This window comes from Neobacillus dielmonensis (genome assembly GCF_000612665.1).
GTDB lineage: Bacteria > Bacillota > Bacilli > Bacillales > Cytobacillaceae > Neobacillus > Neobacillus dielmonensis.
Genome location: NZ_HG942060.1, coordinates 15322 through 30022, shown reverse-complemented (window position 1 = coordinate 30022; position 14701 = coordinate 15322). Strand labels below are relative to the sequence as shown.

15 protein-coding genes are annotated in these 14701 nt (G+C 39.1%); 12 read left to right on the top strand and 3 right to left on the bottom strand.

Annotated features, from left to right (window positions below):
* Positions 1-186: 186 nt before the first annotated feature.
* Genes BN2425_RS11410 through BN2425_RS11400 form a run of 3 tightly spaced genes read right to left on the bottom strand, consistent with a single transcriptional unit; the run spans position 187 to position 2444 of the window.
* On the bottom strand, positions 187-1470 hold the full coding sequence (locus BN2425_RS11410; protein ID WP_042459229.1) for a hypothetical protein: 1284 nt from the start codon (positions 1468-1470) through the stop codon (positions 187-189).
* A 13-nt stretch (positions 1471-1483) separates the two neighbouring features.
* Positions 1484-1960, bottom strand: a complete 477-nt coding sequence (locus tag BN2425_RS11405) for a pilus assembly FimT family protein (protein ID WP_042459226.1) — start codon at positions 1958-1960, stop codon at positions 1484-1486.
* A gap of 13 nt (positions 1961-1973) precedes the next feature.
* Positions 1974-2444, bottom strand: a complete 471-nt coding sequence (locus BN2425_RS11400) for a prepilin-type N-terminal cleavage/methylation domain-containing protein (protein ID WP_042459223.1) — start codon at positions 2442-2444, stop codon at positions 1974-1976.
* 200 nt (positions 2445-2644) lie between these two features.
* On the opposite strand from BN2425_RS11400, the gene BN2425_RS11395 reads away from it, so the two are divergent.
* From BN2425_RS11395 to BN2425_RS11340, 12 genes are all read left to right on the top strand, one after another.
* Positions 2645-3454 (top strand): ABC transporter permease family protein, encoded by an 810-nt coding sequence (locus tag BN2425_RS11395; protein ID WP_042459220.1) that lies wholly within the window; start codon positions 2645-2647, stop codon positions 3452-3454.
* 59 nt (positions 3455-3513) lie between these two features.
* Positions 3514-4821: a G5 domain-containing protein gene (locus BN2425_RS11390; protein WP_042459218.1), complete on the top strand. Its 1308-nt coding sequence runs from the start codon at positions 3514-3516 to the stop codon at positions 4819-4821.
* 15 nt (positions 4822-4836) lie between these two features.
* Positions 4837-6498: a GspE/PulE family protein gene (locus tag BN2425_RS11385; RefSeq protein ID WP_042459216.1), complete on the top strand. Its 1662-nt coding sequence runs from the start codon at positions 4837-4839 to the stop codon at positions 6496-6498.
* An 11-nt stretch (positions 6499-6509) separates the two neighbouring features.
* The gene (locus tag BN2425_RS11380) at positions 6510-7559 is read left to right on the top strand and encodes a type IV pilus twitching motility protein PilT (RefSeq protein WP_042459214.1); all 1050 of its coding nucleotides are present in this window, start codon (positions 6510-6512) and stop codon (positions 7557-7559) included.
* Entirely contained in the window at positions 7552-8757 is a 1206-nt protein-coding gene (locus BN2425_RS11375) for a type II secretion system F family protein (RefSeq protein ID WP_042459212.1), read from the top strand. The genes BN2425_RS11380 and BN2425_RS11375 overlap by 8 nt, the downstream gene beginning before the upstream one ends.
* Positions 8758-8897: 140 nt before the next feature.
* Entirely contained in the window at positions 8898-9320 is a 423-nt protein-coding gene (locus BN2425_RS23440; RefSeq protein ID WP_042459209.1) for a prepilin-type N-terminal cleavage/methylation domain-containing protein, read from the top strand.
* A 5-nt stretch (positions 9321-9325) separates the two neighbouring features.
* A complete protein-coding gene (locus BN2425_RS11365; RefSeq protein WP_042459206.1) occupies positions 9326-10072 on the top strand; it encodes a prepilin peptidase in 747 nt (248 codons plus the stop codon).
* 22 nt (positions 10073-10094) lie between these two features.
* On the top strand, positions 10095-11090 hold the full coding sequence (gene pilM / locus BN2425_RS11360; RefSeq protein ID WP_042459203.1) for a type IV pilus biogenesis protein PilM: 996 nt from the start codon (positions 10095-10097) through the stop codon (positions 11088-11090).
* On the top strand, positions 11090-11920 hold the full coding sequence (locus tag BN2425_RS11355; RefSeq protein ID WP_052352843.1) for a PilN domain-containing protein: 831 nt from the start codon (positions 11090-11092) through the stop codon (positions 11918-11920). Before pilM ends, BN2425_RS11355 begins: the two co-directional genes overlap by 1 nt.
* Positions 11917-12720: a hypothetical protein gene (locus BN2425_RS11350; protein WP_052352842.1), complete on the top strand. Its 804-nt coding sequence runs from the start codon at positions 11917-11919 to the stop codon at positions 12718-12720. Before BN2425_RS11355 ends, BN2425_RS11350 begins: the two co-directional genes overlap by 4 nt.
* 129 nt (positions 12721-12849) lie before the next feature.
* Complete coding sequence (locus BN2425_RS11345) at positions 12850-13875, top strand: SPOR domain-containing protein (RefSeq protein WP_042459200.1); 1026 nt, start codon at positions 12850-12852, stop codon at positions 13873-13875.
* Positions 13876-14108: 233 nt separating this feature from the next.
* Positions 14109-14681, top strand: coding sequence for a Maf family protein (locus BN2425_RS11340; protein WP_042459197.1), 573 nt, complete (start codon positions 14109-14111; stop codon positions 14679-14681).
* The last annotated feature ends 20 nt before the right edge of the window (positions 14682-14701 follow it).

Below are 14701 nucleotides of genomic sequence, written 5' to 3'. Positions count from 1 at the left end.
GATGGCGACATGGATTTGGGCTAATCCAAAAATGGCATAAAAATTGACCCCAAAGGGGTCGGTTGGAATAAAAATCTATGGTAAAAAGGGTCATAATTAGAAAAAGGTACCCAAATGGGGACATTCGGAAGGCCTTTTGTCTACAATCTGAGCTGTCCATTCAAAGATGGACAGCTTTTTTGATGATTAATAGATAATCTCTGGGGAAAGGGTGTTCATTGAATTTAGGAAGTCTGATAAGAAATTCAAGTCTGGGTTCTTTTCTGTTATCGTTCGATAGCATTTGTCTGTAAATTCAGGATCGCTTGGAGTATATATATTGGGAATATCTTTGCTTTTCTTACCGGAAGGAGAGATAATTTCTCCTTTTACACAAAATACAGCTGTATCGTCTGATTTTTTTAAATCAATAGTTGAAAAGTCTGCGGTGCCAACAACATATATGGTAGTCCCTGTTAACCCTTTTATCTGGTCTTTAAAGTTTGCTGTTCCGATTATTACAATAACTGAGTCGTGTATCCCCTTGTTAACCATGCCTAAATCAGCAGTTCCATTAATGTAGATAAAGGAGTGATCAATACCATTAATGTGACTATCCACAGTAGTGTCTCCGTTAATATAGAGTGTTGTAGAATTCATTATCCCTTGATTAATTTTATTGAATGAGACTCCGCCGTCAAATATTAGTGTAGCGCCCGAAATCACGGGCTTATCAATATTTACTTTTTGATCAAATTGACAGTTTAATCCAACAAAGTCTTTTCCAGAAACATTAGAAGAACAAGGGTCAAGGTCATTGGGCCTCGGAATGAAACGAGTAAAATCGCCAGAATACTCACTAGATTCCGTTATGATTTTTTCTATCTTAGATTTATCAATTGTAAAAGAAAAAGCAAATTTTCCCTTTAAATTTTTTTCTTGATTGTTATCATAATATCCATAACTTTCATACTGAACTTCTAATTGAACTTTTCCATCATTTGTATTTGCCTCACATGTGGTGCATTTTATTACAATATCAGGGTTTGTTTTATCCACCTTAATTTTATAGTAACTGTTGGTAGTATCATCCACTGGAACATCTTCGGAGAAACCATTTGATGATGAAGGATATAAATCAGCTTGTGATTTAAAAGTGTCTATAATATCTGCTACAAGCAACCTCCTGTATTCTTTAATGATATCATCTGTAATAGTATTTTTAGCTTTATAATCATCAGTGATAATATAATAATATCTTAATTTTTTTATGTTAACTTGTTCCGTAAAAAAATTGGATAGCCTAGATTGATAATCTTGCACTCCCATTTCAGCAATATCTGTTGTTTGTATGACTGTTTCAGACTTTTTAACTTGTTTCATATTATTAATCGAAGATCCAACGACTGCCAACCCAATTACTGAGAACACAACGATAGTGAGTAAAACTAAAACAAGTGTCATACCTTTTTCACTTTTTATTGATTTCATTCAAATCGGCTCCTTAAAGTCTTGAAATAATGGTTGATACTTCGTACTTTTCACTAGGATGTTGTTTGTTCCGAATAATTACTTTAATGGATAAAGGTTGACTAGATGTATTAGTAATCTTCTTGGGGTTATCCATAACTTTTCCTATAGTGCCACTTATATCGTACAAGGCATATTCAAAATTAGGGTTTGAGATTTCAGTTGTTTTAGTAACACCATCCTTTTTCCCTTTTAAGATAATATTAGAAGCGAATGGTGTATTATCTACAGCAATATCATAGGAATCCTGTGTTTCATGAAACTCAGTAATATTTTGGATGACGAGGTTCATTTCCTGTTGCAAAAGAACAGTTCTTTCTGCTTTGTTTGAGTTGCTTATTCCACTGAAAAAGATATTATATGACAAAACAATGACAATAGATAGTATTGTTAATACAGCTAAAGTTTCAATTAAGGTGACCCCACTCTCTTTAGAAGGGCTCTTCTGCATTTTTTTTCCTCCTTTACTTCAAATCCGTATATGTGTATGTTTCCGAAAGCAGTTTTCCATTTTTTAATACTTGGATGTGTAATTTATATAATGATTTCGATACAGGGATGGTATAAAAGTAGACGATGACATCGTAATCAGGATTGTTTAATTCCATCTTAATTACATCTTCGGTATTTTGAAGGTCACTTTTTAAGTTTAGGTTTACATAATCTGTTTTGCTATAATTGGGCGTCCCATCGGTGATAGAATTTATAAGTTTCTTCAGATCCTGTTTTTTTAAATTAGGACCAGTGGACTGTATTTTAAATTCCTCTTGGGTTAATCTCGCCACGTTAGTTGCATTCAATTTATTTTTTGAGACTGAATTATATTGAAAACTATTAGTAATAATTGGAATAGCTGCTAGTAAAATTAAGGATAGTATTACTAGAGAAGCTATTAACTCAACAAGTGTCAAACCAGCTTGGTTACTTTTAATCATTTTATCACCTTGGTTTCGTATGAATATTTACCCAGTTTTTATTAAAAACATTAACTGTGTTCTTTTAAAATATTTAATAGTATTATACAATATTTAGTAGACGAATTTTGTCATAAAATTGTATTTCTCGTAAAAAAGATTAAATAAATGTAAAAATTGTAGAATTGATAGGTCAACCTACCTAAAAGGAGAGTGGATTAATGCAAACAATTATCTGGGTCATTGGGTCCGTGGCAGTTCTTATGCTAATCATGTCTTTTTTACCACTTGGATACACTTTGAAGGGAAAGATTTTAATAGTGTCCATTAGTTTTCTTTTATCACTAATTGGGGTTGCAGCAATATCTTCTTTTTCGCTATGGCTGACGGTCTTAATGCTAGTGGCGCTAAGCTTTTTTGCAGCTTACTTTATTAACAATAGGTTTGAGACTTTACTCGTTAAAGAAACTAGCCTTCTCGTTGACGAAATGGATGACGACGAATTTGGTGTGGAAGCAATTTCTACCAATGCTATTAGTGAAAATCCAGTCAAATTTTTAAATGAGGATCTCGATGGATCACTGTCTGAAACTACTTACCTAAATACAGAAGATAATTTAGTATTGCATGAAACACAACCAGCAGCTATAAATGGAACAGATGAGCAAGCTGAAAATGATGTCGAATTGCTTGATGATGATATTTCATTCCTTCTTAATAGGAATACAGAAGTTCCTGCACAGGAAGAAAAAGAAAAAGAGGAGGAAGACAACAATTTTGAAACAGGCTATTTATCAGATATTGAGAGTTTGCTAGAGGTCGAATCAGAATTTGAGGAACAAGTAACAAATGATCTTCTGAAATCAAAAGAGCATGATACAGACTCTGAAGATTTAGAAGTCTTGGATGATCTGCTATTGGATTTTTCCCTTGCCGAGAAACAAGTGGCAGCAGGTAAGGATGAAATATTAGAATTAGATGAAGATGCATTTCTTGAAGAGAGAAAAGAAAAAGTCAATTTACAAAAATAGTAGGAACAATGGTCAATATTTGTTTGTAGGTCTGAACGTGTTTAATAGGGGGCAGGACATTGGGTAAGAATCAGCAACTGATAAAATTGTTTGTTGTTATATTTTTAAGTACGGCCTTTATTTTTAGTTCTTCACATTTTGGCGCAAAAGCGTTTGAAAAGTTATCAGCTGCTGATGGTCGGTTTTCTGAGGGAACCACGATTGGTTCTTTAGATGTATCAGGAAAGCTGAAAGAAGAAGCGGTATCCTTGCTGGAAGAGAAATATGTAGACTGGGTGAAGGGCACATCGGTTCAATTGCAATATGGAGAAAAAACAGCAGCCTTTGATATGAATGCATTTGATTTAGATGCAAACCAAACCGTTGCCTCAGCAATCGATGGCCAAAATAATCCGGCAACGATTACAGTGGATCAATCACAGATTAAAGATCAACTAGGCATTTTATTTCCTGAATTTAATGTTAGTGAAATAGACATTAAGAAACTGGCGCAAGCTCTAACAACAGCAGCCTCCAGTTTTCAACCAGGTTCCCATTCGTTTGACCTATTTAATGATTATCTTTTAGCAAATGCTGTTCAAAAGGATGCGATTATTGCTGAATCGGTTGTTTCGGCAAATGATGTGACGGTGGCATTGCAGTCGATTATCGACCAAAGTCCGAAAATCGATTTACCGGCTGGTACTAAGTTTTCTCTATTAGATTTTGCTGAGAAGAATAAGGTAACTGATTCAAACGCTCTTAATCTGTTAGCAACTGGAATCTATCAAGCCGTGTTGTCTTCCAATTTTACCATTGATGAAAGAAATATTGGCACCAGTCTCCCAGCCTACACAAGTGTTGGCTTTGAGGCTAGAGTAGACCAAACTGCCAAACAAGATTTAGCCTTTACAAATCCAAACAAAGGCGCCTACTATTTGGAACTGCAAATTGACAATAATCAGCTGAAAGTGACCTTAAAGGGACAACAGCTGCTATACACTTACAAGGTAACGAAAAAGGACGAACAAACATTAAAGCCGAAAACGATTGTGCAGTACAGCCCGCTCGTTGCACCTGGAAAAACGCAAATCCAAACAAAAGGAACGGACGGTCAAGTAGCTAAGGTTTACCGAGATGAATATCAAGGGGAAAAGCTATTGAAGAGTGAGCTAGTATCTGAGGATTATTATGCTCCGGTACATCAAGTTGAGGTACATGGATTCGCCTCAAGCACCGACACAGCTACTGCTTACCTGAATTCCCTGATCAATAAAATTAACGAGGCGATTCAAAGTAATACCCAAACAACAGGATCCACCTCAACACAACAACAAGAGACTACAGAAAGCGATATCTGGGGGAAGCCAAATGAACAACCAAAATAAAAGCAGGGATCGAAAATGAGGCAGACACGAAAACGGCTAGGCGATCTATTAGTCGACGAAGGAATAATCTCAGCGGAACAGCTCCAAAACACCTTAGAACAAAAAGATGCTAATGAAAAAATAGGGGAGGCCTTGCTGCAAAGAGGATATATAACGGACCAGCAGTTAGCCGAAGTGCTGCAAAAACAGTTAGGAATCCCATTTGTGAATCTATTCCAATATCAGATTGATAAAAGTCTGTTTTCGTTAATTTCAAAGCAAACGGCAAGGCGAAACTTGATTGTTCCTCTAAAAAGGGAAGGTAATAAGCTTTTTGTGGCCATGGTCAATCCAATGGACTTTATCATTATTGATGACTTGCGATTATCAACCGGATTCCAAATCGAACCGGCGATTGCTACAAGAGAAGATATCCTGCGTACTATTAACAAATATTATGATGATGATGTGGGCTTGGAGGAACTTTTTGATGAATTGCCAGCCGGTGACAGCAACCGGGATGAGGATGTCACCAACCAGGATTCCCCAATCGTCAGACTGGTTAATCAGCTACTGGTTAATGCGGCGATTCAAAAAGCGAGTGATATTCATATTGACCCGCAAGAAACGAAGATTGTCATCCGCTACAGGGTGGACGGGGTTCTTAGAATAGAACGAGTACTGCCGAGGAACATGTTGGGTGTGCTAACAGCCAGAGTAAAAATTATGTCCAATATGGATATCACTGAGCATCGAATTCCTCAAGACGGCAGGATTAAAATAAATCTTGATTTCCATCCAATCGACCTTCGGGTGTCTACTTTGCCGACTGTATACGGAGAAAAAATTGTTTTGCGGCTTTTGGACATGGGAGCGGCTTTAAATGATTTAAATAAAATTGGTTTTAATGCCCTAAACTTAAAAAGATTTAGCGAGCTTATCGAGCAGCCTACAGGGATTGTCTTAATCACCGGGCCGACTGGTTCTGGTAAGTCCTCAACTCTTTATGCTGCACTCAATAAATTGAACAGTGAAAAAGTCAATATCATTACGATTGAAGACCCGGTAGAGTACCAGCTCGAAGGGATCAATCAAATTCAAGTAAACTCAAACGTTGGGATGACCTTTGCCGCCGGTCTTCGCGCGATTCTACGGCAGGATCCTAACATAATCATGGTCGGGGAGATTCGTGATAAAGAAACCGCGGAAATTGCTATTCGTGCTTCCTTAACGGGTCACTTAGTTTTGAGTACCATTCATACCAACGATTCTATCGCAACTGTTAATAGGCTGGTTGATATGGGAGTAGAACCGTTCATGATTGCCTCTTCGTTAAGCGGGATTGTGGCACAGCGGTTAGTCCGTAAAGTATGCCGAGACTGTGGAGAATACAATGAACCGTCCCTTAGGGAAAAGGAAATTTTTGCCCGACGGGGGTTGAAGATTGATAGAATTTTCCGTGGTAAAGGCTGTCCCGCCTGCCATATGACCGGTTACAAAGGGCGTATAGCGTTACATGAGGTATTGGTCCTAAACGATGATATGCGCAGAATCATCATGAATGATAATTCGGTCTCAAAGTTACGGGAAAATGCTATTAAAAATAAAACCATTTTCTTGATTGATGATGGTCTGTTAAAAGTGAAGCAGGGTTTAACCACTACGGAAGAAGTATTACGTGTAGCCACTCTTGAATAGGGGAATGAAACATGAGAGAGAGAGTTGAAAATATTTTACGTGCTGCCATAGAATTCAAGGCGTCCGATATCCATTTAACGGTTGGGGTGCCGCCAATCTTTCGAATCAATGGCGACATTAAACGCTATGGAAAAGATATACTGATGCCTAATGATACAGAAGAAATTGCAAAGTTAATCATTCCAGAAAACCTGTATGATACATTTAAGGAGAAAGGGGAACTCGACTTTTCATATGGAATACCGGGAGTGTCACGTTTCCGTGTAAACGCATATCATCAACGGAAAAGTGTTGCCTTGGCTCTAAGGGTTGTTGCATCTAAAACTCCTACGATTGAAGCATTGGATATGCCTAAGATTGTTTCAGAGTTTATGGAGAAACCTCAGGGCTTAATCTTGGTGACTGGTCCTACGGGAAGTGGTAAGTCCACTACTTTGGCAGCCATGATTGATTATATGAACAGGACGATGCGTAAGCATATCATTACCCTAGAAGACCCTATTGAATATCTTCATAAACATGGAAATTCGATAATTGACCAGCGTGAGGTTGGGTTTGATACTAATAATTATGCTAGTGGATTGAAAGCAGCGCTTCGTCAGGACCCTGATGTCATTCTTGTAGGGGAGATGCGAGACCTGGAAACAATGAGTATTGCGATAACGGCCGCGGAAACAGGACACCTGGTATTAGGCACACTCCATACTTCCAGTGCGCCTTCCACGATCAACCGGATCATTGACGTATTTCCAGCGGAACAGCAGCCGCAAATCAGGATTCAGCTTGCTTCTGTTTTAGTCGGAGTAATCTCTCAGCGGTTATTCCCTACGACTGATGGTAAAGGGCGAAAAGCGGCAACGGAGATATTAGTCAATAATCCTGCGATCGCCAACTTAATTCGTAATGAAAAAATTCATCAAATTCAAAGCACGATGCAAACGTCCCGCGCTCAAGGCATGCATACCCTTGAGATGAGCATTCGTGAGTTGCTTGACCGCAATCAGATACAGAAAGAAGCGGCCAGTAAATATTTACATGAAAAGATGATGATGGATGCCTAGATATAAATATTCCGGTCGTGACCGCCGCGGGAAAACACAAGGGACGATTACCGCTGCCTCAAGACGGGAAGCTATGACCAAACTTAAAGAAGATGGAGTTAGAGTCGTTGAAATAAACGAAGTACCGGAAACCTTAATGACAATGGAATTGACCATTGGGAATCCAGTCAAAATGCAGGATTTTGTTATTTATCTAAGACAATTTGCTACCCTTTTAAAGGCAGGGGTAACGATTGTGGAAGCAACGGCTGTTTTGGCAGCTCAAACGGAAAGTAAGGCACTGAAAAAAGCCTTGCTAGACGTAGAACAAGAATTACGGGAAGGCAATCCATTTTCTGGAGCTGTATCAAAACATGATAAAATCTTTAATTCCATGTTTATCAATATGATTAAAGCTGGGGAAGTAAGCGGTAATATGGACACGACCCTAGAGAGGCTTGCAGACGATTTTGAGAAGCAGCATCAAACAAGGGAAAAAGTAAAATCTGCTTTGACTTATCCAGCTGCTATTGGAATTCTTGCTATTGCAGCGGTTATCTTTCTTTTAACTTTTGTTGTACCAACATTTGTTGAAATGTTCGAACAACAAGGTGCGGAACTCCCTGCCATCACTAAATTTGTGCTGGCGGCAAGCGGGTTTATGCAATCCAAATGGTGGCTTATCCTAATCATAGTTGTAGCAATTGTAATAGGATTTGTTTTCGTAAAGAGAAACAGACAATCAAAGTATTATTTGGATTATGCCACATTAAGAATGCCGATTTTTGGAAAGATGGTACAAAAGGCCCAATTAGCAAGAATGATGCGGACGTTAAGTACTTTGTTTTCAAGTTCTGTACCAATTCTACAAGCAATGTCGATTGTTGAAAAAGTTGTAGAAAATGAAGTCATTTCTAGAGTGATTCGGCAGTCCAGGGATTCCTTGGAAAAAGGTCGCTCGATGACAGAACCAATGTTAGACCATTGGGCTTTTCCACCTCTTGTCACTCAAATGATTATCATCGGTGAAGGGACTGGTGCATTGGATGCCATGCTATCAAAGATTGCTGACTTTTATGAACAAGAGGTCGAAGCAGGAACGGATCGTTTAAAATCCTTAATTGAGCCGATTATGATTGTGTTTTTATCAGGAATTGTAGGCGTCATCGTCATGGCCATTATGTTGCCAATGTTCTCGTTGTACGACCAAATGATGTAATTTTTAAATAATTGCAAAAGATTACAATTTCTTTAAAAAATATACAAAAAACCACAAAAAATATCTTTTCTATTACTTACATTTATTGTATACTCATAGAGAAATCATACTAGGTTCATAGAACCAGAAGGGGCGATAAAATGATACAAGCGATCAAACAAAAGATGAAGGAACAGAAAGGTTTTACACTAATTGAATTATTGGCTGTTATTGTTATTTTGGGGATTATTGCAGCGATAGCTATCCCAGCAATTGGTAATGTTATTAATAAATCTCATGATAAAGCGGAGGCCCAAGAAGGAGTTCAAATTATTAATGCCGCTAAGATGTACATGGCTAATGAAAATACTATACCATGGGGGACTACAACTTCAACATCTAGTAGAGCAACTTTAACAGAGCAAATGCTAAAAAATTATTTAGATCATGTTAAGGCTACTGGCTTCTATGTAGAAATAGAAAAAACAGCATCTGGAAAATACACATATAAATTATTTGATCATCCTGCTGCTGATTCAGGTGGTACTGATGAACAAACTCTTGTAAATAATGCTAATAGATAATAATGATGATTAATCTTGTGATTTTTATTTATGGAATCATCTTTGGATCATTTTACAATGTAGTTGGTTTAAGAGTACCAGAGAAAAAATCAATTGTTACACCAAGGTCTGCTTGCTCAAGTTGCGGACATCAGCTAACACCAATCGAATTAATACCAGTAATCTCATACTTTATCCAAAAAGGGAAATGCCGCGGCTGTGGGTCGCGGATTTCCCCTATCTATCCAACCTTTGAATTGCTGACAGGAATATTATTTGCAGCTGCACCATACTTTACAGGATGGTCTGGAGAACTAGTCGTTGCTCTAACGTTAATTTCATTATTTATGATTATCACCGTATCTGATATTCATTATATGATCATCCCTGATAAAATTTTAATTTGGTTTGCAGGGTTTTTTTTATTGGAACGAATTATTTGGCCGTTAGACCCATGGTGGAATAGCTTGCTGGGTGCCCTAACAGGATTTTTGCTCCTTCTGGTTATTGCTATAATAAGCAAGGGCGGCATGGGCTTTGGTGACGTCAAACTATACGCACTGATTGGCTTTGTCCTTGGATTTAAATTGGTGTTATTATCCTTCTTTTTATCGACATTATTTGGCGCCGTAATTGGTGGTTTGGCGATGCTTTTAAAAATTGTCAAACGCCAGCAGCCGATTCCATTCGGTCCATTTATTGCAGCCGGAACTCTCGTGGCCTATTTTTATGGCAACGAACTGATTAACTTATATCTACAAATTCTTTCCTAAGAATTGGTAAGGGGTTTATTATATGGCGTTTTCCCTGTTTTCCACACACAATCGAATAATTAATTTGGTAATCAATGACCACTCGATTCGTTTGTTGGAACTAAAACAAGCGAAGCCCCCTATTCCGCAGCGCTGGAACGAACGGTTTTTGCCGCCTGGAATCGTTACCGATGGCAAAATCATCGATCCTGATTCATTGTCCAGCATTCTCGAAGAATGCATGGATGAATGGAAAATTAATCGACGACAGGTCCGGTTTATTGTTCCAGACCCATTGGTAATTATTCGTAAAGTCTCGATTCCGGCTGACGTGCAAGACGATGAAATAAAAGGCTATCTTTATTTAGAAATGGGCGCGAGTATCCATTTGCCATTTGAAGAACCTGTCTTTGATTATTACCTGCTTTCCGATAATGGTAAAACCAAAGACTTGCTGTTATTCGCAGCGCCGGAACAGTACGTTACCGAATATATTAATTTATTATCGAAAATCAAGCTGAATCCTGTAGCCGCTGACATCTCCCCATTGTCCCTGTATCGGATTTATTACCATTTAGATCGGGCAAGTGAGGATGATCTGCTGTTTTCCATCCAATTTGATTTAACAAGTGTGAACTTGAGTATTTTCGATAATTCTGTTCCGCTCGTGATGCGTCAATTTCCCCTGCCGTTTAATATCGACCAATGGGAAATCAACCACGACGTATTGGGGTTAATGGTTTGCAAATATACTGGGGACACCAATGACTTGGTAGCCCAGTTTGAGGATATTTTTAAAGAAATTAATAAACTATTAGACTTTTATCGATATACATTAAATAGTCAAAAGCAGGAAATAACCAAGTTTTTATTACATGGCGACCATCCGATGCTTCTGGCCATCTTTGATGAAATCAAAGAAAGATTCGAAATACCTGTTGAATTGCTTTCTTTTGATTTAGAAGAAAAGAATAAGCAGGCAAAAGTTCCCGCAAATCTTTTACTTGCGCTAGGTCTCGCGTTAAAAGGGGTGCAATGATGTTAGTAGAAATTAACCTGCTCCCCCAAAAAGAACAAAGGAATTCATCGTTACTATTCATTTTAATTGGCTTTCTAGTCATCTTTTTATTTGCTGGAGTTTACTATTATTTTCAAATCAGTTCCGTTAAGTCCGATATTACAGCGGTCAACCGTGAGATTACAGCAACCCAAAAAATTCGCGCGGCTGAGGAGAAAAAGCTCCAAGATACTGCTTCGACGGATTCGGCCAGCAAGCTTAAGAGTGCGATTGAATGGGCAGATACCTACCCGATTCAAACGATTCCAGTTATGCGTCAGCTGACATCACTATTGCCTGAGCGCGGCTTTATCCAATCATTTGGCTATACAGAGGCAGGAACTATCTCTTTGACGGTGCAATTTGATAGCAGCAGAGAAGCAGCCTACTTTCTAAATAGCCTTCACGGTTCAGACTGGATTGAGGATGCTACTCTCAGCTCGTTAACTGCAGCGGCCCAAGAGGATACAACGGCTGCAAGTACTACCGGTACAACTGCAACGAGTCAAACAACAGGTACAAGTACGACTACAACGACTCAGCCAAGTGCTGCAACAGGCACTATTGTAAATCAAGCAGTACCTGTAACCGGGTCACCTGTTCAGCCAGCTCAAAACACGACACCTGCTGCAACTACTACTACGACAACACCAAGTGCGGCAACAGCAGCGTCAACTAGTCCTGCAGCAACGGTGAATAATTCAATATTGCCGCGTTATACAGGGCAGTTTGAGATTACTCTTAATAAGTCGGTTGTGAAGGAACAAACCAACCCAGAAAAGTCCAATGACGAAGGAGGGAGCGGCCAATGAAGCTTCACCTCTCTAAAAAGCACAATATGATTTTAGGTATTGTCGCTCTAGTGCTCGTTCTCCTCATCGTCTATGCACAATTTATGATGCTTTCACCCTTAAAAACCGATTTGGAAACCAAACAGCAATCGCTTGATTCCGAGAAGAAACTATTGGAAGTCGTGACGAAGAAACAACAGGATACCACCAATAAGGTTGTTGAGAGTACCCGGGAACTTCAGAAAAAGCTTCCTATTAAACCATTAGAAGAACAAATTGTCTTGGACTTAGAAAAAGCAGAAATTGTTGCGAGTAGTCAAATCCAGTCCATGAGTTTTGCTCAAGATGGAACCGTAGAGGTCAAGGATGAAAACGCGAATGCCCAGCAAAATACAGACGGGCAGACAACGGACCAAACTCAACAGAAAACGACACAGGCAGATTCTACGGCACAACAAACGGCAACTGGAGACCAGGCAGCTCAGCAGACTGCAGCAACAGCACCAGTCATCAAAAAAGTGACCGTTCAATTATCAGTTGAGTCACCAAGCTATACTGAATTTGAGAAATTTGTTGATACGCTGGAATCCTTAAATCGGATTGTCGTGGTGGAGGGGATTAACTACTCAGGCGGTAAGGAAATTACTGACGTTACCTCTGAAACTGAAGTACAGAAGTTATCTTATACACTGACTGTTTCTGCGTTCTATATGCCTGAGTTGGCAGACCTAGAAGTGGATGTTCCTAAAATCGAGGCACCTGCTCCAGCGGGCAAAGAAAATCCATTATTCCAGTTTCCTTCTGTGACTAAAACACCATAAGAGAGAGATTATTCTATTAAATAATTTGGCGAAAGTCTACGATAACAAGACGACAAAAGTCTTGTTATTTTTTTTGTCCGTTATGATAGGATGGAACAAATTACTGCCTAGCAGAAAGGAGTTCGGGACGTGGACAAGCCTAGAAAAAACGGCCATACAATCACAGTTAAAATAAACGGAGAACAAAAAGATTATCAAGAAACAACGAAGAATAAAGATACAGAGGACAACAACATTCCGTCATTAAACGGGATAAAAACGAGTGATAATGAGCCAAATCAGGAAGTTTTCCTAGAAACAGCTGCGGCGCAGGAGTCCGTTGAAGAAAGCTTCGACTGGATTATTCCAGAGCCATCCGATAAAGAGAAGGAAGAGATCCTTGCAAAACCAACATCTATTACCAAAAGTAAAATAAGCAATCCATTTTACCCTAAAAATAGGATAGGAAAGCCCATTCGTTCGATTTTAACTACTGCGTTTTTTGCCATCCTCATTGGCACAACGATTGGACTTTTTATGTTGAACTTAGTGAGCGTGAAACCAGATGAAGAACCTGCAGCTAGTTCCAGCCTGGTACAAGAGGAAACGAATAAAGGGACAACTGAAACCACAAACCAATCCTCTGCGACTATAAAAGAATTCACGACATACCTTGTCCAGGGAGGGATTTTCACCACTACTGAAGGTGCCAAGAAAACAGCAGATCAACTAACAGCAGAGGGAGTACCATCACAAATCTTTGAAATGGATGGGAAACATTATATTTTCATTGGAGCTGCAGATTCTATAGAGGGTGCCAAAAAGCTCAGCGCTGACTATAAAGCGTCAGGAGTGAAAGATGCATTTGCCAAACCATTCGTGCTAAAGGAAAAGAAAGTGGCTGATCTCGCTGACGGTGATAAAAAATTCATGGAATCCGTTCCTAGTATCTATCAAGCACTATCCCAAGCAGTTGCAAACGATTCAGCACCAGCGATAGACGAGCAATCCCTTAAAATAGCTGACTTAAAAAATGACAATGTCAAAAAACTAAAAACAGCACTATCTAGTGCATTCGACAACATTCAGTCCTATCAAAAATCAAAAGACACCAAAAAGCGAACTGAGGCACAGGAAAGTTTATTAAACTTTTTGTCCATATACTATTCTATGTAATAGCTGCAGTGGACATGCTGCTCTATTTTCCGGGAAATATATTATTTCGAGATAACGCCTGACCGAAAGCGGCAGGTGTTATTTTTTGCCCCAAAGTGACAACAAAAAATAATTTTGCATAATTTGACATATTTCTTCAAAATTTAATGCTATAAAAATTGTTTGCTTCGCCATTTTCTGATACCATTTAAATGTATCTCCCAATACGCGAGCAATAAAGGTAAGGTGATGAAATGCAAAACCTCATTTTAGCCTCTTCTTCTCCACGGCGAAAAGAACTTCTAGAAAATCTCCGTATACCATTCGCAATATCAAGTAGTAATGTGGATGAAAGCTTTAATCCGGACCTTCCGCCAGATGAGGTCGTGATGGAGCTGGCCCATCGCAAGGCACAGGCTGTGTTCGAAAAAAACCCTGATGCGTTTGTGATTGGTTCAGACACCATTGTCGTTGCGGATAACCGATTTTTAGGAAAACCTGCTGATGAGGCAGAAGCGTTTCAGATACTGAAAGGTTTATCAGGTAGTCAGCATGAAGTGTACACGGGTGTTTCCATTGTATCTCCAGCCAATTCGGTTCGTTTTTATGAAAAAACAGAAGTATGGTTCTGGGAGTTAACGGATGATGAGATACGGTCGTATGTGAAAAGCGGAGAACCGCTTGATAAAGCTGGAGCATATGGCATACAGGGTCTGGGAAGCATGCTCGTCAAGAAAATCAACGGCGATTATTTTGCAGTTGTCGGTCTCCCTGTTGCCAGGACGGTTCGGGAATTAAAGCGGCTTCAGTTTAAACTGCCGTATTAATCCTTTCGGCATGACTCCCA